This is a genomic window from Megasphaera paucivorans, from assembly GCF_900103535.1.
Classification (GTDB): domain Bacteria; phylum Bacillota; class Negativicutes; order Veillonellales; family Megasphaeraceae; genus Megasphaera_A; species Megasphaera_A paucivorans.
In genome coordinates this window covers 58,819-78,135 of record NZ_FNHQ01000010.1, presented here as the reverse complement: position 1 = coordinate 78,135, position 19,317 = coordinate 58,819, and the positions used below count along the sequence as shown (strand labels likewise).

21 protein-coding genes and 1 tRNA gene are annotated in these 19,317 nt (G+C 46.1%); 1 reads left to right on the top strand and 21 read right to left on the bottom strand.

Going from position 1 to position 19,317, the window contains the following annotated elements:
* Positions 1-4: 4 nt before the first annotated feature.
* The 10 genes from dhaL to BLR11_RS06185 all read right to left on the bottom strand — a co-directional run bounded on the left by dhaL (position 5) and on the right by BLR11_RS06185 (position 8,880).
* The gene (gene dhaL, locus BLR11_RS06230) at positions 5-625 is read right to left on the bottom strand and encodes a dihydroxyacetone kinase subunit DhaL (protein WP_091649531.1); all 621 of its coding nucleotides are present in this window, start codon (positions 623-625) and stop codon (positions 5-7) included.
* A gap of 23 nt (positions 626-648) precedes the next feature.
* Positions 649-1,644 (bottom strand): dihydroxyacetone kinase subunit DhaK, encoded by a 996-nt coding sequence (dhaK, locus tag BLR11_RS06225; protein WP_091649528.1) that lies wholly within the window; start codon positions 1,642-1,644, stop codon positions 649-651.
* A gap of 266 nt (positions 1,645-1,910) precedes the next feature.
* Entirely contained in the window at positions 1,911-3,446 is a 1,536-nt protein-coding gene (gene guaA / locus BLR11_RS06220; protein WP_091649525.1) for a glutamine-hydrolyzing GMP synthase, read from the bottom strand.
* A 131-nt stretch (positions 3,447-3,577) separates the two neighbouring features.
* Positions 3,578-4,066: a CBS domain-containing protein gene (locus tag BLR11_RS06215; protein ID WP_091649522.1), complete on the bottom strand. Its 489-nt coding sequence runs from the start codon at positions 4,064-4,066 to the stop codon at positions 3,578-3,580.
* A 127-nt stretch (positions 4,067-4,193) separates the two neighbouring features.
* Positions 4,194-4,673 carry a 23S rRNA (pseudouridine(1915)-N(3))-methyltransferase RlmH gene (rlmH, locus tag BLR11_RS06210; protein WP_091649568.1) on the bottom strand — a complete coding sequence of 160 codons (480 nt, stop codon included), beginning with the start codon at positions 4,671-4,673 and terminating at the stop codon, positions 4,194-4,196.
* 1 nt (position 4,674) lies between these two features.
* Positions 4,675-5,784, bottom strand: a complete 1,110-nt coding sequence (locus BLR11_RS06205) for a S1C family serine protease (protein ID WP_091649520.1) — start codon at positions 5,782-5,784, stop codon at positions 4,675-4,677.
* A 6-nt stretch (positions 5,785-5,790) separates the two neighbouring features.
* Entirely contained in the window at positions 5,791-6,735 is a 945-nt protein-coding gene (locus tag BLR11_RS06200) for an MBL fold metallo-hydrolase (RefSeq protein ID WP_091649517.1), read from the bottom strand.
* Positions 6,722-7,384, bottom strand: coding sequence for a deoxyribose-phosphate aldolase (deoC, locus tag BLR11_RS06195; protein ID WP_091649515.1), 663 nt, complete (start codon positions 7,382-7,384; stop codon positions 6,722-6,724). Before deoC ends, BLR11_RS06200 begins: the two co-directional genes overlap by 14 nt.
* Before the next feature lie 114 nt (positions 7,385-7,498).
* A tRNA-Ile gene (locus BLR11_RS06190) sits at positions 7,499-7,575 on the bottom strand.
* Between the two features lie 117 nt (positions 7,576-7,692).
* Positions 7,693-8,880: a pyridoxal phosphate-dependent aminotransferase gene (locus tag BLR11_RS06185; RefSeq protein WP_091649512.1), complete on the bottom strand. Its 1,188-nt coding sequence runs from the start codon at positions 8,878-8,880 to the stop codon at positions 7,693-7,695.
* Positions 8,881-9,102: 222 nt separating this feature from the next.
* Between BLR11_RS06185 and BLR11_RS06180 the strand changes: the two genes are divergently transcribed.
* A complete protein-coding gene (locus BLR11_RS06180; RefSeq protein ID WP_091649510.1) occupies positions 9,103-10,269 on the top strand; it encodes an MFS transporter in 1,167 nt (388 codons plus the stop codon).
* Between the two features lie 112 nt (positions 10,270-10,381).
* Here the strand turns inward: BLR11_RS06180 and secF are convergent, their stop codons facing one another.
* The 11 genes from secF to ruvC all read right to left on the bottom strand — a co-directional run bounded on the left by secF (position 10,382) and on the right by ruvC (position 19,291).
* Positions 10,382-11,317, bottom strand: coding sequence for a protein translocase subunit SecF (gene secF / locus BLR11_RS06175; protein ID WP_091649506.1), 936 nt, complete (start codon positions 11,315-11,317; stop codon positions 10,382-10,384).
* Positions 11,314-12,552: a protein translocase subunit SecD gene (gene secD, locus BLR11_RS06170; RefSeq protein WP_091649503.1), complete on the bottom strand. Its 1,239-nt coding sequence runs from the start codon at positions 12,550-12,552 to the stop codon at positions 11,314-11,316. Before secD ends, secF begins: the two co-directional genes overlap by 4 nt.
* A gap of 45 nt (positions 12,553-12,597) precedes the next feature.
* On the bottom strand, positions 12,598-13,176 hold the full coding sequence (locus tag BLR11_RS06165; RefSeq protein ID WP_245675101.1) for a 5-formyltetrahydrofolate cyclo-ligase: 579 nt from the start codon (positions 13,174-13,176) through the stop codon (positions 12,598-12,600).
* Positions 13,157-13,444, bottom strand: coding sequence for a preprotein translocase subunit YajC (gene yajC, locus BLR11_RS06160; RefSeq protein WP_091649562.1), 288 nt, complete (start codon positions 13,442-13,444; stop codon positions 13,157-13,159). Before yajC ends, BLR11_RS06165 begins: the two co-directional genes overlap by 20 nt.
* Before the next feature lie 71 nt (positions 13,445-13,515).
* Positions 13,516-14,622 carry a tRNA guanosine(34) transglycosylase Tgt gene (gene tgt / locus BLR11_RS06155; protein ID WP_091649500.1) on the bottom strand — a complete coding sequence of 369 codons (1,107 nt, stop codon included), beginning with the start codon at positions 14,620-14,622 and terminating at the stop codon, positions 13,516-13,518.
* 12 nt (positions 14,623-14,634) lie between these two features.
* On the bottom strand, positions 14,635-15,654 hold the full coding sequence (queA, locus tag BLR11_RS06150) for a tRNA preQ1(34) S-adenosylmethionine ribosyltransferase-isomerase QueA (protein WP_091649498.1): 1,020 nt from the start codon (positions 15,652-15,654) through the stop codon (positions 14,635-14,637).
* Positions 15,655-15,669: 15 nt separating this feature from the next.
* On the bottom strand, positions 15,670-16,902 hold the full coding sequence (locus BLR11_RS06145) for a SpoIID/LytB domain-containing protein (RefSeq protein ID WP_091649495.1): 1,233 nt from the start codon (positions 16,900-16,902) through the stop codon (positions 15,670-15,672).
* 32 nt (positions 16,903-16,934) lie between these two features.
* On the bottom strand, positions 16,935-17,150 hold the full coding sequence (locus BLR11_RS06140) for a DUF2905 domain-containing protein (RefSeq protein WP_091649494.1): 216 nt from the start codon (positions 17,148-17,150) through the stop codon (positions 16,935-16,937).
* 12 nt (positions 17,151-17,162) lie between these two features.
* The gene (gene ruvB, locus BLR11_RS06135; protein WP_091649492.1) at positions 17,163-18,188 is read right to left on the bottom strand and encodes a Holliday junction branch migration DNA helicase RuvB; all 1,026 of its coding nucleotides are present in this window, start codon (positions 18,186-18,188) and stop codon (positions 17,163-17,165) included.
* Positions 18,189-18,191: 3 nt separating this feature from the next.
* Positions 18,192-18,794 (bottom strand): Holliday junction branch migration protein RuvA, encoded by a 603-nt coding sequence (ruvA, locus tag BLR11_RS06130; RefSeq protein WP_091649489.1) that lies wholly within the window; start codon positions 18,792-18,794, stop codon positions 18,192-18,194.
* Positions 18,791-19,291, bottom strand: coding sequence for a crossover junction endodeoxyribonuclease RuvC (gene ruvC, locus BLR11_RS06125; RefSeq protein ID WP_091649487.1), 501 nt, complete (start codon positions 19,289-19,291; stop codon positions 18,791-18,793). The genes ruvA and ruvC overlap by 4 nt, the downstream gene beginning before the upstream one ends.
* Positions 19,292-19,317 lie beyond the last annotated feature (26 nt).

Genomic DNA, 19,317 nt, shown 5'->3' with positions numbered 1-19,317 from the left:
CTCCTTATTTCAATACCTTACAGACAGCTTCCAGCATGATTGTTGACGACGTCGCTCCCGGATCCTGATGCCCGATACTTCGTTCGCCCAGATAACTGGCTCTGCCTTTTGTAGCAATGATCGTCTTGGTATATTCGACACCATCTGCAGCAGCCTGTACCGCCGCGGACAGACATGCCCTACTATCTTTCCCATCCGCAAGGCTTTTCCCCATAGCTTCCGAAGCCGGAATAAGCGCATCAAGCATCGTCTTTTCCCCTTTTTGTGCCTTGCCGCGATCCTGAATTCCCTTGATAGCCGCGTCCAGCATGGTTTTCGCCGTTACCACATCAATTTCCGTCTTATCCTTGCATGCGCCGGCCGCTCGCAGAAAAGCAGTTCCGTATAATGGCCCCGCCGCACCGCCGACACTGGAAATAAGTGCCATTCCCACCGTTTTTAAGACCGTCGAGAAATCCGTGTCATCCTGCAATGCATCAATTTTTTCAAATACGCGTTCAAACCCACGCGCCATGTTGATCCCATGATCCCCATCGCCGATGGCTTGATCTAATTCTGTTAAAAACACTTTGTTGTCTATCACGGCTTGCCCTACGGCTTTCACCGCATCTTTTGCACGTATCATCGCTATCCGTCCTTTACCTTAATTTAGTACTGCACGAATGCAGGCGTATCCGCCGGTGCCAGCAGCAAATTTTTTAATTCCGCATCCAGTTTCAACAGCGTGACCGAACAGCCTGCCATTTCCAGCGATGTCATATAATTTCCCACATAAGTCTTTACCATCTGGATACCTTTTTCCTGCAAAATAGCCTGCACCTTGCCGCTTACAATGTATAGCTCCATCAACGGTGTAGCCCCCAGGCCATTGACCATAACGGCAACTTCATCACCACTGTGGTATATGCCTTCGGCCAAGATCTTATCCACGAGCTGCTGAGCAATCCCATCGGCGGTCTGTATCTTTTCCCGATGCGTTCCCGGTTCGCCGTGTATGCCCATGCCGATTTCCATTTCATCATCTGCCAGTATAAAACTCGGTTTTCCGGCAGCCGGTACCGTACACGGCAATATGGCCATTCCCATCGAACGTTCATTGGCAATTACGTTTTCCGCTGTTTGTTTTACTTCTGTCAGTGAAGCTCCCATTTCTGCCTTAGCCCCGGCTATTTTGTGAACCAACACAGTACCTGCAATACCACGGCGTCCTGTCGTCCATGTACTGTTTTCCACTGCCACGTCGTCCTGGGTAACAACCTTTTCCACGGTGATGCCGTCAGCCTCTGCCATTTCCGCTGCCATTTCAAAATTCATGACATCGCCGGTATAATTTTTGATGATGAGCAGTACACCTGCCCCCGTATCTACGGCTTTGATCGCTTCGTATATCTGATCCGGCGTCGGAGAAGTAAACACTGCTCCGGCAACTGCCGCATCCAGCATCCCCTTTCCCACATATCCACCATGAGACGGTTCATGCCCGCTGCCGCCGCCGCTGACGAGTGCTACCTTCCCCTTCTTTTGGGTAGTCCGCACCATTACATTGAACCCCTCCAGCTTCGTCACATACTGTGGCTGTGATACCGCCATCCCATGCAGCATTTCTTCTACTACGCTCTCCGGATCGTTAATGATTTTTTTCATGTTCCGTACCTCCCTGCTATTATATTGTTGTTTCATATTACGTATACACTATATGATATATTATACTCCCTAAATCAGTTTTATGTATACATTTCGCTTATTAATTTACGCTGCCTGTGTATAAATTCAAAAAAGAGATAGTCGATACGATCGGTTTACAGCAATGAGCTCTGGCAAAAACAAAATAATAGTACATTTTCCCCTCATCAATAAATCAAAGAAAACCGCTGAACAGCTTTATGCTGTATCAGCGGCCTTGTTTATTCTTATTCCCATTCTATGGTAGCAGGTGGTTTACTGGTTATATCATATACGATACGGTTAATATGGTCTACTTCATTTACAATACGACTGGAGATTTTATCCAATACGTCATAAGGAATCCGAGCCCAGTCAGCCGTCATAAAGTCTGTCGTTGTGACTCCGCGCAGAGCCAGTGTGTAGTCATAGGTACGGAAATCCCCCATAACACCGACGGTACGGTTTGAGGTCAGTACGGCAAAGTATTGATTAATGGAGCGGTTCAAACCGGCATTCGCGATTTCTTCACGGAAGATGGCATCGGCGTCCCGCAGGACCGCTAGTTTCTCCGTCGTGATTTCGCCCATGACACGGATAGCAAGTCCCGGACCCGGGAAAGGCTGACGCCATACAAGGTATTCCGGAAGTCCCAGTTCAGCTCCGAGTTCACGTACTTCGTCTTTAAAGAGGTTGCGCAGGGGTTCGATGAGTCCCTTGAAATCGACAACAGCAGGAAGGCCTCCGACGTTATGGTGGCTTTTGATAACTGCCGCATCGCCGGCGCCTGATTCAATGACATCAGGGTATATCGTTCCTTGTGCCAGATAATCGACGGTTCCGATTTTACGTCCTTCTTCTTCAAATACACGGATAAATTCTTCACCTATGATTTTACGTTTCCGTTCCGGTTCACTTACGCCTTTTAATTTGCCAAGGAATCGATCCGAAGCATCGACACGGATAAATTTCATCCCGGAGTTCTTAAATGCCGTTTCTACTTCGTCTCCTTCGTTTTTCCGGAGCAGGCCATGGTCTACAAAGATACAGGTCAGCTGGCTGCCAACGGCTTTAGAGATCAATGCCGCTGCAACAGAGCTGTCTACACCGCCGGATAGGGCAAGAACTACATTCCCTGTTCCTATGGTCTTGCGAATAGTATCGATTGCCGTTTTTGCATAATTAGCCATCGTCCAAGATCCCGTACAGCCGCAGATTTCAAACAAGAAGTTATGGAGCATTTCCTTACCGTGTTCTGTATGCAGTACTTCCGGGTGGTATTGCATCGCATAGAGTTTCTTTGCTTTGTTCTGCATCGCCGCGACCGGACAGTTTTCTGTATGTGCAATGATTTCAAAATCAACCGGTATTTTTGCAACGTAATCCGTATGGCTCATCCACACCGTTTCCTGTTCCTGCAATCCTTTGAACAAAGGAGATGCTGTATTGACAGAAATCGCTGTTTTTCCAAATTCACGCATATCGGCTTGTTCTACTTCGCCGCCCAGCGTCTGTGCCATAAACTGCATACCATAGCAAAGTCCCAGTACGGGAATTCCCAGTTGAAAGACTTCTTCTTCAATTTTCGGTGCCTTTTCTTCATATACACTTGCCGGACCGCCGGTGAAAATAATCCCCTGCGGCTGCAATTCCTTTATCTTACTCACCGCTTTGTGATACGGGTATACTTCACAATACACATGATTTTCACGGACGCGCCGCGCAATAAGCTGGTTATACTGACCGCCAAAATCGACAACAACTACTACCTCTTTGTTATCCATTCATATCCTCCTCAATACTTTTAGTATATTCCATTATATCATCTCATATGTAGAATGGAAACCGTAAATTTTTAAAAACAAAAAGGAATGAACCCTGTCATGCGCTCATTCCCTTGTTTTTGTATCATTTTTTACTTTTCTTCTTCCGTATCAGACTTACCATATTCGGAATATAATTCCTCCAGGATATCCCGCCGTGTAATGATTCCTACCACACGTTTATCCTTCACGATAGGGATAACCTTTAAGTGTTCGGCAACCATAACCCCGGCTATCTGTTCGACATCCGCATCGGGAGCGGCAATAATGACATTGCGCGTCATCATATCCCGAGCAGTACAAGCCAGCAGTTTTTTAAATCCCTTGTCATATTCGCTGATGCCGTTATAATAAATGCTGGCCCCAAGTAGATTGACATAATGCGGTACGTGAGGCTTTATCTTTTTGTATAATAAATCCCCATCTGTAATAATTCCAATCAGCTTTTCTTCATCATCTACCACCGGAATAGCAGACACTTTGTTTTTTACAAACATGTCTACCAAATCAAATACAGATGTATCCGGGCTTGCTGTAATGACATATTTTTCCATAATATCCGATGCTATACGTTCCTGCATACGCTCAACCTCCCTGCTTTTGATCTTCATACTGACGATATGAAATCCCAAGTAAATTTCATTCTTATTATACTAATTACACAAAAGAAACTGAAATTCCTTCTTTTATTTTTAACTTGTTCAAATTTCACAGATGGTATGGTTCGTGCCGTCCGATTTTGATGGCTCTATATATCTGTTCCAATAATAGGAGGCGTATCATCTGATGCGTCAATGTAATGCGTCCAAAGGAGATGCGCAGATCTGCACGGCGCCGTATCGTATCAGATAATCCGAACGGACCGCCGATAATAAAAGATAATTCACTGCAGCCGTATACCGCTAGTTCGGAAAATTTTTCCGCCATCGCTTCGGAGGAGATCAGTGTCCCTTGTACATCCAGTACAAAAAGGAAGGAGCCCTCGCGCACATGGCGCAAGAGCTTTTCCCCTTCTATATCGAGAATTCGTTTTTTATCGGCAGCAGACGGTTTGTCCGGCATTTTCTCTTCTGGCAGGACCGTTATTTCTACCTGCCCATAAGGCCGCAGTCGTTTCAAAAATTCATCCATGCCGGCCGTCAGATAGGCTTCCTTGATTTTCCCGATCGTAATAACATGATATTTCATCTTACTTTTCATCATCCTTCGGTGCTTCCTGCAACGTTACCTGCACTGTTTGCTGCACATTGTTGCGCAAATAGGTAATCGTCACGGAATCGCCGACTTTATGTGCTTTCATTGCATCTTGCAAGGCATTAAAGTCCTTTAAGTCCGCGTCATCCATCTTGATCAGTATATCCCCATGTTGGATTCCTGCCTGTGCCAGCGGACCTCCGGCAATAACCTGGTACACATAGATACCATCTACTTGCAATTCCATGCCAAACCGGCCGGCCATTTGCTTATCGAGCCCGTATATTCCCAGATACGGCCGAACTACTTTGCCATTTTTAATCAGGGATTCCAAAATAGGCCGCACGGTGTTGATGGGGATAGCAAAGCCTAAGCCTTCAACCCCTTCTTTTGATATTTTGGCGCTATTAATGCCGATAACCTGTCCATCCGCATTGACCAAGGCTCCGCCGGAGTTGCCGGGATTAATAGCCGCATCCGTCTGGATAAGCTTCATGCTCTGTCCTTCTGCTCCGATCGTACGATTCAACGCACTGATAACACCGGCGGTGACAGTACCTTGAAATTCCAGTCCCAGCGGATTGCCGATGGCGATGACCGGTTCTCCGGCCTGCAATGAGTCGCTGTCGCCAAACTCCGCAACGGTGAGATTGCTGACATTGATTTTGACAACAGCCAAATCGGTTCTGGCATCACTGCCAACAACAGTACCTTCCGTGCTTTGTCCGTCTGCCAATGACACGATAACCGTCTTGCTGTCGCCGACAACGTGGTTATTCGTTACGATATACCCGTTTTTATCAAAAATGACACCCGATCCGACGCCTTCACCGACAAGGACTTTACGGTTAAACATATCGCGGTTATAGACCTTTGTCGTAATGCCGACAACAGCCGGACTGACTTTTTTAGCTGCTTGCACAGCCCATGTATTTCGTGCGTCGGAAATTTTATCCGTTTTTTTAGGCGGTTCCAATTGATTTGTCGTTCCTTTAAAGGACTGTCCGTTATGAAGGAACGTATTATTGAGAAAATATCCTCCTGCTGCTCCCACTATAATAAGTATGATTGCCGCTATCACTATGATAATATGTTTTTTTGACATCTGTCATCACTCCTTATCTTGAAATCTCACTTGCCCGGATTGACAAGCCAGCCGAATGATAATATCCTGTCCCATCACCATCCCCGCGTCATGAAGTACCTCACGTACCGTCTGTACGGTACAAGCGGGGGAATTATTCTTAGCACTGCGATGAGCCAGCAATACTTTCATGCCTTGCTTGCGCGGCAGCCGTGCCAAAAATGCTGCTGCCGTTTTATTTGACAAATGTCCTTTTTGTCCCAAAATCCGTGCCTGCAGGCAATACGGATACGGACCTTCCCGAACCATTTGTTCATCATGGTTTGCTTCCAAAATCAAAATATCCGCATGTGCTGCCGCTAATTCTACATCTCGGCTGATATAACCCAAATCCGTCGCCACCGTGACTTTGCTGTCGCCGCATCGCAGGGCATATCCCACCGGACGGGCCGCATCATGAGAAATAGCAAACGGTATGACCTGCACATCTTTCAAACTGACACGACGTGGTAATCTGACAAATCGGTCACTGTAATCGTCAATTTTTTTACCTATGGCCTGCCAGGTGTCCCGTGTCGTATAAATCGGCATATGAGAACGTTTCAACAAAACAGGCAGCCCCGCCGTGTGATCGGAATGCTCATGAGTAAGAAAAACAGCATCCAGATCAGCCACTGTGCATTGAACCTGCCGCAGTCCTTGTTCAATGCGGCGGTAACTGATACCCGCATCAATCAGTATCCGTGTGTTCCCCCAGCGGATATAGGTCGCATTGCCGCTGCTGCCGCTGGCAAGGATGCTAACGGTACAGTCAGACGGACCATGGGTCGGCATCGTCTCCATAAAAGAATCTTCTGTATGGGTATATGTCATTTCTTCGACTGCCTCAGGGAGTTCCGTATCGGGAGCACAGCCGCGGGCCTGTCCGATAGAATACGCCATTTGCTGCAGTTGAAATTCACTTTCCGTCATGCTGCATACCTTCCATAATGGCTGGCCCGCTGCTGGTTCCCAATCTATCTGCACCTGCTGCAATCATAGCACACGCCGTCTGATAATCGCGTATACCGCCGGAAGCCTTGATCCGCGCATTTTTACCGACCATGTCCCGCATAAGCCGAACATCCTCCACAACAGCCCCGCCGCAGCCAAAACCAGTCGACGTTTTTACATAAGCCGCCCCTGCTTGCACAGCAGCACGGCAAGCTAATTTTTTTTCTTCCTCCGTTAACAACCCCGTCTCCAGAATCCCCTTCACAGGATGTCCGGGAACAGCCGCTACAACTTGCTGGATATCTTCTATCACATAATCCCAGTCACCGCTCTTTACCCTTCCGATGGCCAGTACCATATCTATTTCATCGGCTCCGCAAGCAACCGCGTACGCTGCCTCTGCCGCCTTTATTTTTGTTGCCATAGCTCCCAATGGAAACCCAACGACACAGGAAATTCGTACATCACTGCCTTTAAGCATGGCATGAGCCGTACTTACATACGAAGAATGTACGCAAACAGCAGCAAAATTATAGGTCATAGCCTCACTGCAAAGCTTGGATATATCCTGCAGCGTCGCCTCCGGTTTTAGATTCGTTTGTTCGATATAGGATGCAATGTTTACCATAGACTAACCTCCCTTTTTTCTTATGGCATTGTATTATTATAACATAATTACATGCGTTTACGTATATAAAAAGCCCCCTCAGCATAAAAACCTTTTAGGCTGAAGGGATTATCTTGGTGGGCCTAGGTGGACTTGAACCACCGACCTCACGCTTATCAGGCGTGCGCTCTAACCAGCTGAGCTATAGGCCCATAAAATGGATGACTTGAATAGTTTAGCAAAATGCAAATCGTTTGTCAAGAACATAATACCCATAGACGACGGTAAGCAGGGTGCTTCCGTCGTCTATGGGCAACGTTTGATCACTGTTATTTATATTGGTCGATAAGTTTTTGGAACGCGGTAAAGGAACGCGTGATCATATCCGGATCCACACAATAAGATACGCGGACATATCCGGGACAGCCAAAATCATCCGCCGGAACAATAAGCAGATTCAAGGCCTTGGCTTTTTCAGAAAATACCTTGGCATCCGGTTCCGGTGATTTCACAAAAAGATAAAAGGCTCCGCTCGGATATACACATTCATATCCCATATCCTTCAGTCCATTGTACAACAACTGCCGATTCGCATCATATACAGCAACATCTGACGTTTTCCCCAGACAAGCCAGCACGACCTTCTGGAACAAATTCGGAGCACAGACAAATCCCATCGAACGGCCGGCACCACAAATAGCTGCATAGATTTCCTTGGCACCTTCCACCTCGTCCGGTACAAGAATATAACCGATACGATCTCCCGGAAGGGACAAGGATTTACTGTACGAATAGCAAATCACTGTATCTTTATAAAACTTCGGGACGTAAAGGATCGGCATATCATCATAAATGATTTCCCGATACGGTTCATCGGAAATAATATAGACGGGATGTCCGTATTCCTTTGATTTCTGTGTAAGCAGCGCAGCCAAACGCGTATAGGTATCCGCTGTATATACTGTACCCGAAGGATTATTCGGGGAATTGATGATAATAGCCCGGGTATGCGGCGTAATCGTATGTTCCAACGCTGCAAAGTCAATTTGAAAATGCGTTGTATCCGGCGGCAGAACTACCCGTTTTGCTCCTGTATTTTGAATAAATACGGTGTATTCCGAGAAAAATGGTGCAATAAGGATGATTTCATCCTCCGGCGATTCCACTAGCGCTTTCAGGGACATCGTCAAGGAAGCCGCCGCACCGCAAGTCATATAGAAATTTTCTGCTCTGACGCCGGCATTATAGGTAGTATTCATAAAGTCAGCCAGGCCGTTACGGACAGATATATCTCCCGGTGCCGAGGTATACCCGTGAATTTCCACGGAAGCCCTAGTGTTCAGCAGGTCTTCAATCGCTTCTTTAACGCAAGGCGGAGCTGGTACCGTAGGATTCCCGATACTGAAATCGAAAACATTTTCCTTCCCTACGATAGCTGCCTGCTTTTGTCCGTAATCAAACAAATCTCTGATAGCAGAACTCTTAGAGCCCAATTCAAACATTTCTTTTGATGCCATATGCTCAACTCCTTAATATTTTAATACCATTTTTCCCATTATATCACATAGGACTTTTTTTACCACCTGCAATTATAAATATACTTTAAAAAAGCACTTTTATTACTATATATAGTAGATACCCACGTATTTCTCTTGAAAACTATAAAGTACTATGTAATAATAACGTATATATAATACAAGAATATATGGACATCCTATAAAAAGAAGGTCGTATCTGCTATGAAAAAATTAAATCCTTTTGTTTATCTCTTTACTATGGGGCACTTTGCCGCTGATTGGTGCCAAGGAGCAATTCCGGCACTGCTGCCTTATTTTATTGCTGTTTGTAACTTAAGTTATCAAGATGCCGCTACATTGATTTTTGCCAATATGCTCTTATCTTCTGTATCACAACCACTTTTTGGGTATTATTCCGATAAAATTTCCAAACCTTGGTTTATCCCTGTCGGAACTATGATGTGCGGCGTTTGCCTTACTATTATCGCATTTACGACCAATTACTGGACTATTTTTGTTTGTGCCATGTTCAGCGGTCTCGGCTCCTCCATTTTTCACCCGGAAGCAGCGCTCATGGTCAACAGAATTTCCGGAAAACTCAAAGGCCAGGCACTGGGAAGTTTTTCAGTAGGCGGCAATGCCGGGTTTGCCGTAGGGCCTATGGTTGCCGGTTTTTGCGCTTATGCGTTTGACATCCGCGGATTAGTCATTTTTGGATTAGTAAATACCGTCCTTTCCGCCATCTTATATGTAAATATGCCAAAAGTCCTAAAAATGGCAGCCGATGCCGAAATCAAAGATACGATGGCTCATAAAAATGAAGCAAAAGAAAATGATTGGGGTGCTTTCAGCAAATTGACCGTCGTTATTTTTGCACGTTCCGTAGGCTTTACGATCTGCAATACATTTATTCCTATTTATTGGATTACCGTCCTTCATGAAACACCGGCTAACGGCAGTCTCGCATTATCCATCTTATTTGCAATGGGTGCCTGCATCACCTTCTTAGGCGGAATCATGGCCGATCGTTTTGGATTTATCCGCATTATGCGGAGTTCTTTCTTGTTGATGATCCCAGCTATGTTTTTTTTCACGAACAGCACCAACGTCTGGTTGTCGACACTATTGCTTATTCCCGTTGCCTTCTCCTTATTTGCACCTTACAGCCCTATCGTTGTTCTCGGACAGACTTATTTATCTAAAAATGTAGGGTTAGCATCAGGTGTGACGCTGGGGCTGAGCACTACCATGGGGGGCCTCATATCCCCGCTGGTCGGCTGGGGAGCAGATCAATGGGGCGTTTCTGCTGCCCTGCAGATATTATGGGTCGTCGCTGTCTTTGGCGCTATTTTTGCTTTTCTTGCCCCCAGACCCAAAAATATAAATTAATATAGTTCAAAAAATAAAAACAGGCGCTCAGAACATTTCTGAACACCTGTTTTGCATATCTGCCAGTTTTTCCAGCCGAATAAAGGAAGGAACATGTTTTCTGCTGGTATGGTTAGTTGCTTTCTTCACTGACAATGCCGGTTTCTTCTTCGGGTTTGGCGCCACGTTTATGCGAAGTATGGTTTTTCCACACGACCCATAGAGAGGTGTCTACACAGATGGAAGAATACGCCCCGCTGATAAAGCCGATGAGCATGACCAGTGAGAAATTCTTGGTCGAATCGCCGCCGAAAAAATGCAGCGCTCCGCAAGCAAAAAGTACCGTCGTCAGTGTATAGATACTGCGGTGAATACTCTGAGCAATACTGTCATATGCCAGTTTTTCGTAGGTATCCGTCCGGCGGTGAGTCCGTGTATTTTCCCGCACACGGTCAAAAATAACGACGGCTTCATTCATGGAATAGCCTACTACTGTCAATATGGCCGCCAGGAAAGATGCATCAATTTCCAAATGAAAAAACGAGAAAAATCCAAGCACCATGATTAAATCGTGAAGAATGGATACAAGTGCGGATATCGCTATTTTATACTCAAATCGGAAGGAAATGTAAGCCGCGAGTGCCACAAATGCCACGAGAAGGTTTATAATAGCATTCTTCGTTACTTCCGAGCCAATAACCGCCCCAACAGATTCTGTCCGCTTGACGTCTACACTGCCAAGCTTATTCTGCACCTGATCAACAACCGATTTGCTTTCGTCACTGGAAAGATTGCGCATGCGGATCATGACATCGGCAGAAGAACTTTCATCTGTCACGCCGGTCAATTGGATAACACTGTTATCCAGATTCATATTTGTACTATTGACAGCATCACGAACTTGCGCAACTGTAACCGGTTTTTGAAACTGCAGATCCAGGATCGTGCCGCCAGTATAGTCAATACCAAAGTTAAATCCATAGACAAACATAGAGATAATACTTAGTATAACCAGAACGGAGGATAGGGAAAACCACCATTTTTTATGAGCTACAATATTGAATCTCATGCCCGTCCCCCCTTTTTTGCTTCCGATTCGGCCGTCAGTTTACGGTTTAAACCATAAAACCAGGGATTCGTGATAAGACCGGTATTAATGAACCATGTCAACAGTGAACGACTAACCAAAATTGCTGTAAACATACTGACAACAATACCTAACGCCAAGTTGACGGCAAATCCTTTTACAGTACCGGACCCCATCACAATGAGAACAATAGCCGCAATCATAACAGATACGTTGGCATCCAGAATAGTACTGAAAGCACGTCTGAATCCCGCCTCCATCGACGTTCGCAGACTTTTTCCGATCAATACCTCTTCCTTAAATCGTTCAAAAATAAGAATATTGGCATCTACAGCAAATCCCATTGATAAGATAATACCGGCAATTCCAGGAAGTGTCAGTGTCGCATTCAGATACTTCAGGATCGCCAATAAAATCATAATATATACCAGTAATGCAACGTTGGCTACCAACCCGGATACCCGGTAAATGGCAACAAGGAAAATCATGATAAGAACGATGCCGATAGCAAACGCCTTTTCACTCTTTATCTTAGAATCCTGACCCAAACTTGGCCCAATCGTCCGTACTTCCAATACTTGGACCTTAACGGGAAGAGCCCCGGACCGAAGTAAAATAGCCAGATTTTTTGCATCCTCCAACGTTTTACTGCCGGTAATGACGGCTTTACCGCCGGTGATGGCTTCGTTAACAACAGGGGAAGTCAATACCTGTCCATCAAGCAGGATCGAAATCTGGTGTCCCACATTGGATGCTGTCAAGTCGGCAAACTTCTTGGCACCTTCATCCGTAAATTCGATAGCAACAACGTTTTTCTTACCGTTATCAATTTGTTCTTTTGCCGTTTTCAAATCTTTGCCGGTTATACGCGTTGCTCCGCTTTCATCTTTAAATTCCAGGACAGCGGTTTTGCCGATTGTTTCAATCGCCTTTTGCGGATCCTTTTCACCAGGCAGCTCTACAATGACCCTGCGGGCCCCTTCCTTCTGCACGATAGGTTCCGTCAAGCCCATTTCGTTGATACGCCTTTCAATAATAGTAACGACACGGTTGAGTGAATCCTCCGTGACCGGTGCATCCGGCGTATCCACCGCTTCCAGCACAATATGCGTGCCGCCCTGCAAATCAAGGCCTTGCTTGATAGAATTGGCAAGCGGATAAATAAATGTAATAAATGCAGCCAAAATAATAATGACTGCGCCAAAAAACTTTACCATGTTACGAGTCCGCAACAATATCCCCCCTCTTGGGAAATACTAACTTTATTTCCAATGTGTAATAATATACCGTTGTTCCGTTAAAATGAAAGGAATACACACATCATGTGCTTCTTCAGGAACGACCGGTACTATTTGCATATCCCAGGCAATGCCGACCCAGCTGGCTTGCTGTGCTTTTGGCAAAAAACGGTCATAAAAAGCAGCCCCATGTCCGAGCCGCCGCCCATCTTCGTCAAAAGCCACGCCTGGAACAAGTATCAAATCCAATGTATCCGGACTGGCAGCAGGACTTTCCGCCGGCGCTGTCCGTATACCATATTCTCCGTTTACGGCTGTTGTTACGGAATCCAGCCGGACCGCCTCCATAACTCCGCGAGACAAGCATCGCGGCACATATACGTGCCGCCCTTCCCGGATTGCCTGGTCCAATAGGGAGTCCAGGCATACCTCTCCGGGCATACTCAAAAATGCCATGATCCGCTGCGCCTTTTTGTACTGCGGCAATACCGCAATACGGGAACAAACAGCCTTGCTTTCTTTAGCTTGTTCTTCCTGAGATATTTCTCCAAGACGTGCTGTAATGGCTTTTCTAAGTTGTTTTTTACTTATCATTTTCGGCATCTTCACTATCCTTACCTAACACCTGATTGATAGCACTGCGTGTGACCTTGATTTCAACCTTTTCGGAAATACGGAGAGTTGCTGTTTTTTCATCCAAGGTCTCAATGGTTCCGTAAATACCGCCAACAGTAATTACCTTAGCACCCTTTTTCAAGCTGTCCAACATTTGCTGACGATGCTTCTGCTGCTTTTTCTGCGGTCGGTACAACAAGAAATAAAAAATAACCATCATCAAGAGAATCGGCCACATGGCACCGAAGTCGCCCATACTGTTTATCAATTCTTCCACTCTTTTCACCTCCTAAAACACATAATATCTATATACAAAATGAATATAATTTATCCATCTTGATATCGGTCCCAAAATTGCTTGCGAAATTGCCGAAAGGTACCATCAAAAATAGATTGACGCATATTTCGCATAAAATCCAGAAGAAAATATAAATTATGAATACTGACCAGCCGATATGCCAATAACTCCTCTGCCTTAAACAGGTGGCGGATATAAGCCCGGGAATAATTTCTGCAGGTATAGCACTGGCAGCCTTCCTCTAAGGGTGTAAAATCATGAGCATATTTTGCGTTGCGTACCGTAAGTCTCCCGGTATGAGTCATAGCCATGCCGTTGCGTGCTACCCGTGTGGGAAATACACAATCAAACATATCTACGCCGCGCGCCACGCCTTCAAGCAGACAATCCGGCGTTCCGACTCCCATCAGATAACGTGCTTTATGTATTGGAAGATACGGTGTCGTATTTTCTAATATATCATACATTATATCCTTTGCTTCGCCAACACTCAACCCACCAATACCAAATCCATCAAAATCCATCGCCGTCAGTTCTTCACAACTTTGCCGGCGGAGATCTTTATACATGCCGCCCTGAACGATGCCAAATACTCCCTGCGTATCGCTGTGATGATGATCCAAACAGCGTTTCGCCCAGCGGCTGGTCCGTTCCGTCGAATGTTTGGTATAGTCATAATCCGAAGGATACGGAATGCATTCATCAAACGCCATGGCAATATCCGAATCCAGTTTCATTTGGATATCCATAGAGACTTCCGGTGACAAAAATTTGCGTGATCCATCCAAATGGGATCGAAACGTAACGCCTTCTTCCGTAATTTTCCGCATCTGGCCCAGGCTGAACACCTGAAATCCGCCACTGTCCGTAAGAATGGCTTGTTTCCAATTCATGAATTTATGAAGACCGCCTGCTTCCCGTACCAAATCCTCTCCCGGACGCAGAAACAAGTGATAGGTATTGCTTAAAATAATCTGGGCTCCCATATCATACAATTCCTCGGGAGTCAGCGTTTTTACAGTTGCCTGTGTACCAACAGGCATAAACATCGGTGTTTTGAAGGTACCATGCGGTGTTCGCAGCAAGCCTGCCCGAGCACCGTCACATTCTGCCTGCAGTTCGTATGAAATAACCAAAAGGGTTCCTCCTTATCGTATAAACATAGCATCGCCAAAACTAAAGAAGCGATACTGTTCCTGTACGGCGATTTCATATGCTTTCAATATCTTTTCCCGTTCCGATAAGGCACTGATCAACATCAGCAGCGTCGATTCCGGAAGATGGAAATTAGTGACCAGGGCATCGACGATATGAAACGTAAATCCCGGATAGATAAAAATATTCGTCCAGCCGGAACCCGCCTTGAGTTCTCCGGAGGTTCCCGCACTTTCCAACGTACGAATGGAGGTGGTCCCTACCGCAATAACACGTCTGCCTTCCATTTTAGCCCGATTCACAACTGCCGCCGCTTCGGGTGTAATGCTGTAAAATTCACTGTGCATTTCATGATCTTCGATATTTTCCTCTTCCACTGGCCGGAAAGTACCCAATCCCACATGCAGCGTAACAAATACTTCCTGCACGCCTTTATCCCGTATTTTTTTCAAAAGTTCCTCTGTAAAGTGCAGTCCTGCCGTAGGAGCTGCGGCAGAACCTTTTTCACGGGCATAGACCGTCTGGTATTGCTCTTTGTCTTCCAATTTTTCATGAATATACGGCGGCAGCGGCATTTCTCCAATAGTATCAATAATATCGTCAAACACGCCGTCATAGTTAAATTTCACAATCCGTCCGCCAAAATCGGTTTTATCCAATATATCTGCCGTCATTCCGCCTTCGAATGCAAGCTGCGTACCCGGCAAGGCCTTTTTCCCCGGTTTTACCAATACCTCCCAGGTATCTTCTCCGCAGGGAGTCAACAGGAGTACTTCTACTTTTCCGCCCGTAGGAATGCGATGTCCGAAAAGGCGGGCAGGAATGACCTTGGAGTCGTTGAAAACAAGGACATCTCCTGACTGCAATTCGTCGACTAAATCATAAAAATAGTGGTGTGCTACATCACCCGTTTTTTTATCATATACCATCAGCCGAGCATGATCTCGTGGTTCAGCCGGATGCTGCGCAATCAATTCCTTCGGCAGCTCATAGGTAAAATCGCTTAATTTCACTTTAAATCCTTCTTCCTAATATAACTTTTCTAATTTTGTATTACTATAATAATGATATAAAATCGTTTGATAACTGATGTTTTCTCTGCCCATCTGGTTAGCCCCCCACTGGCTCATTCCCAGTCCATGTCCCCATCCATAGCCATAGATCATGATGGGAAATGCATTTTTTATAGTGAACATCGTATTGCGCAGGGGAGTCCTGAACGTGTCAATATCTCCGGGTACTCCGGCACCCTGATAAAAATCAAAAAGGGTACTCTTCAAGCCGAAAATTTGCTGGAAAGAATTCCCCGTCACGCGGACTTGTCCTTTCGTCCCAATAACGACCATCGAGGTGACTCTGCCTGATATTCCTCTGTCGGCAGCCGTAATCGGCCGTTTCTTCAAGGGAGTCAGCACAATGGCCCGGATCGTTCCCACATCTTTGCCGGCCGCTCTGAGTTTGCGTTCCATATCGGCAGCCGTCGTAGTAACTTGCCAGCGGTAATCCGGCATTTTACTACTGTCATCATACACGCCGCGCAAATACGGGACCGTACTGCCCCAAACATTTTCACTGTGCTCCGTATATCCTCCGCCCGAGGCAGAAAATAAAGCATCAATAGGTCGTCCGCCGTATGTTAGTATTTCTCCGCGCGTAGCATCTACCGCCTGCTTAATAGCCGGCGATTCTGCAAGAACGCCGCCATAGGCCTGACTGCTGGTGTCATTAGTCATATCAAATCCGCGTTTTATAAAATATCCTTTATGTGCTACCGCATATGTCCGAGCCGCCACCGATTGCGCTTTCAACGCCTCCGGTGCCCAGGAGGAAGACATTTCACTGCCTACCACGCCATAGAGATAATATTCCAAAGGAACTTCGTTAATAACCGTCATCCCCCACCGGCCCGGCGACTTGATCAGTCGTATATCCCCCCGGTACGGCCGATTGCCTACCATCAACACAGCGGTCCCATTATTTTTAGCAGGTTCGATCGTAACCGATTCCGCTAAGCTGCCGCTGACAGCAAGTGCCCCATTCTGATAGGTCACGGCAACAGGAGTATAGGCCCTTATTTTTTTCCAAACCGTTCCATTTTTATACAATATCATATCACTGGTTCCGCTGACCGATGTCGAGTTCTGCCCTTCCTTGATCCCGATACATACAACCGGCCCTGTACCAGAAGCCAGAACAGAAGCGGTCATACATAAAAAAACAGTTGCCGCTGCGGTCATGCGAAGGAGTCTTTGCCGCCACATACCTATATACCTCCTGTTACTATATCTATAATTTATCGGTGAAAAAATACATTTAAAAGAACCGTTAAGATAACACTAATAATAATACAGGTCACAACAGGAAAATGAAATGATACATTCCCCTTGGTAAAATTAAGATCGCCTGGCAAATGACCCAGCAGCCGGCTTAAGCCGACTTGGTCAAGAAACATCCAGCCAAGGCCTGCCGCTATGCATAATATGCCGATAACAATAAGCATTCTGGCCATGCTAACATCTCCTCAAAATAAGGGTACGGACGACGTATCCTCGTGTTTCGGCACAGGCAGTCCCAGATGCCGATATGCCGCTTCCGTAACGATACGGCCCCGGGGCGTCCGATTTAAAAACCCCAGTTGCATAAGAAATGGTTCATACACATCTTCTACAGCATCCACGGACTCGCTGATCGCTGCTGCAATCGTATCAAGACCAACCGGACCGCCTGAAAACTTTTCGATAATGACTTGCAGTACTCTGCGATCTGTACGATCTAATCCACAGCAATCCACTTCCAATCGGTCCAATGCCGATGCCGCTAAGGCATCACTAATGACATGGGATCCCGATACCTGCGCAAAATCGCGCACTCTCTTGAGTAACCGATTGGCTATCCGCGGGGTTCCCCGCGACCGGCGGGCAATTTCCAGCGCTCCCTGATTATCCACAGCAATATCCAAAATTTCTGCCGTTCGCTTGATAATAAGAACCAGATCTTCCGGTTTATAAAATTCCAAGCGGCAAATAACGCCGAACCGGTCCCGCAAAGGCGGAGCCAGACGGCCTACCTGTGTGGTCGCACCTACCAGTGTAAACGGCGGTAAATCAATGCGCACAGAACGTGCGCTGGGTCCTTTGCCGATGACGATATCCAGTGCATAATCCTCCATTGCCGCATATAATACTTCTTCAACACTATGAGATAACCGATGTATCTCATCTATAAAAAGTAAATCCCGTTCTTGCAAATTTGTTAACAGAGCAGCTAAGTCCCCAGGTCTTTCAATCGCCGGTCCGGAAGTGATCCGCAGATTGACGCCCAGTTCATTGGCAATAATTCCTGCCATGGTGGTTTTTCCCAAACCCGGCGGTCCGTAAAGCAGCACATGATCCAATGCTTCTTTGCGTTCTTTTGCTGCTTGAATAAATACCATCAGGTTTGCCTTGACTTTGTCCTGCCCAATATATTCTTTAAAATAATGAGGCCGTAAGCTGTATTGCCAAGAATCACCGACTAGTGCTTCTGTTTCTACAATACGATCTTCCATGTTCTACCTCCCGCTTCCCAAAACACGCAATACTTTTTTCAGTAATTCTTCTACGGTTGTACATTGCTGCACATTTTCTTCTATTGCCGGCAGTACTTCCTGCGAAGAATAGCCTAAACTTGTCAGCGCCGCCAATGTTTCTTGTGCAATCCCCTGCGGAACCACACCCTCCATGGGCATATCGCCAATACTATCTTCGCGGTCCAGTTTGCCTATCTTATCCTGTAATTCTAAAATCAAGCGTTCTGCTGTTTTTTTCCCGATACCAGGGAGTTTAGTAAGCACCGCTATATTCTTCTGCCGTACAGCCATGCGGAAACTTTCGGGACGAATAGCACTCATGATCCCCAAGGCAACCTTGGGACCCACTTTATTTACCCCTACCAGAAGCATAAATAAGTCATATTCATCCTGACTTTGGAATCCATACAGCAGGATTGCATCCTCCCGTACGCTCATATAGGTAAACAGCAGCATTTCCCGGCCAATCGTCAGTTTTTCCATTGTCGACCCGGGAATGTATACCCGATAGCCGACTCCATGAACATCCACAAAACAAGAGTCGATAAAAATATGAGTCACAACACCTTTTACATACCCTATCATAATTGAACCGTCCTTTTCAAGCTTTGCGAATGATTGGAATATAAAGCATAAATGGCCATAGCTAATCCGTCGGCCGCATCATCGGGCTTAATTTTCTCACGAATATTCAAAAGGCGCATCGTCATATCAATGACTTGATCTTTCGTAGCCCGTCCGTACCCGGTAACCCCTTGTTTGACCTGCAAAGGAGAAAACTCCAGTAATGTAATACCTGCCTGCTGCGCCGTCAGAAGAATAATGCCGCGGGCTTGTCCTACAGCAATAGCGGTCGTAACGTTGCGGTTAAAAAACAATTGTTCCACCCCGATAATATCAGGGTGATAGGTTTCATATAATCGATTTAAACTGTCATAAATCATGACCAGGCGCTGCGCATCCGTATGATCCGGCGTCGTTTCGATAACACCGTACGTAACAGGATGCAGACGGCTGCCCTGTGAATCAACGATCCCAAAACCGCATCTAGCCGTCCCCGGATCTATTCCCATGGCACGCATACAATTTTCCTCCCCGCAGCAGCTTC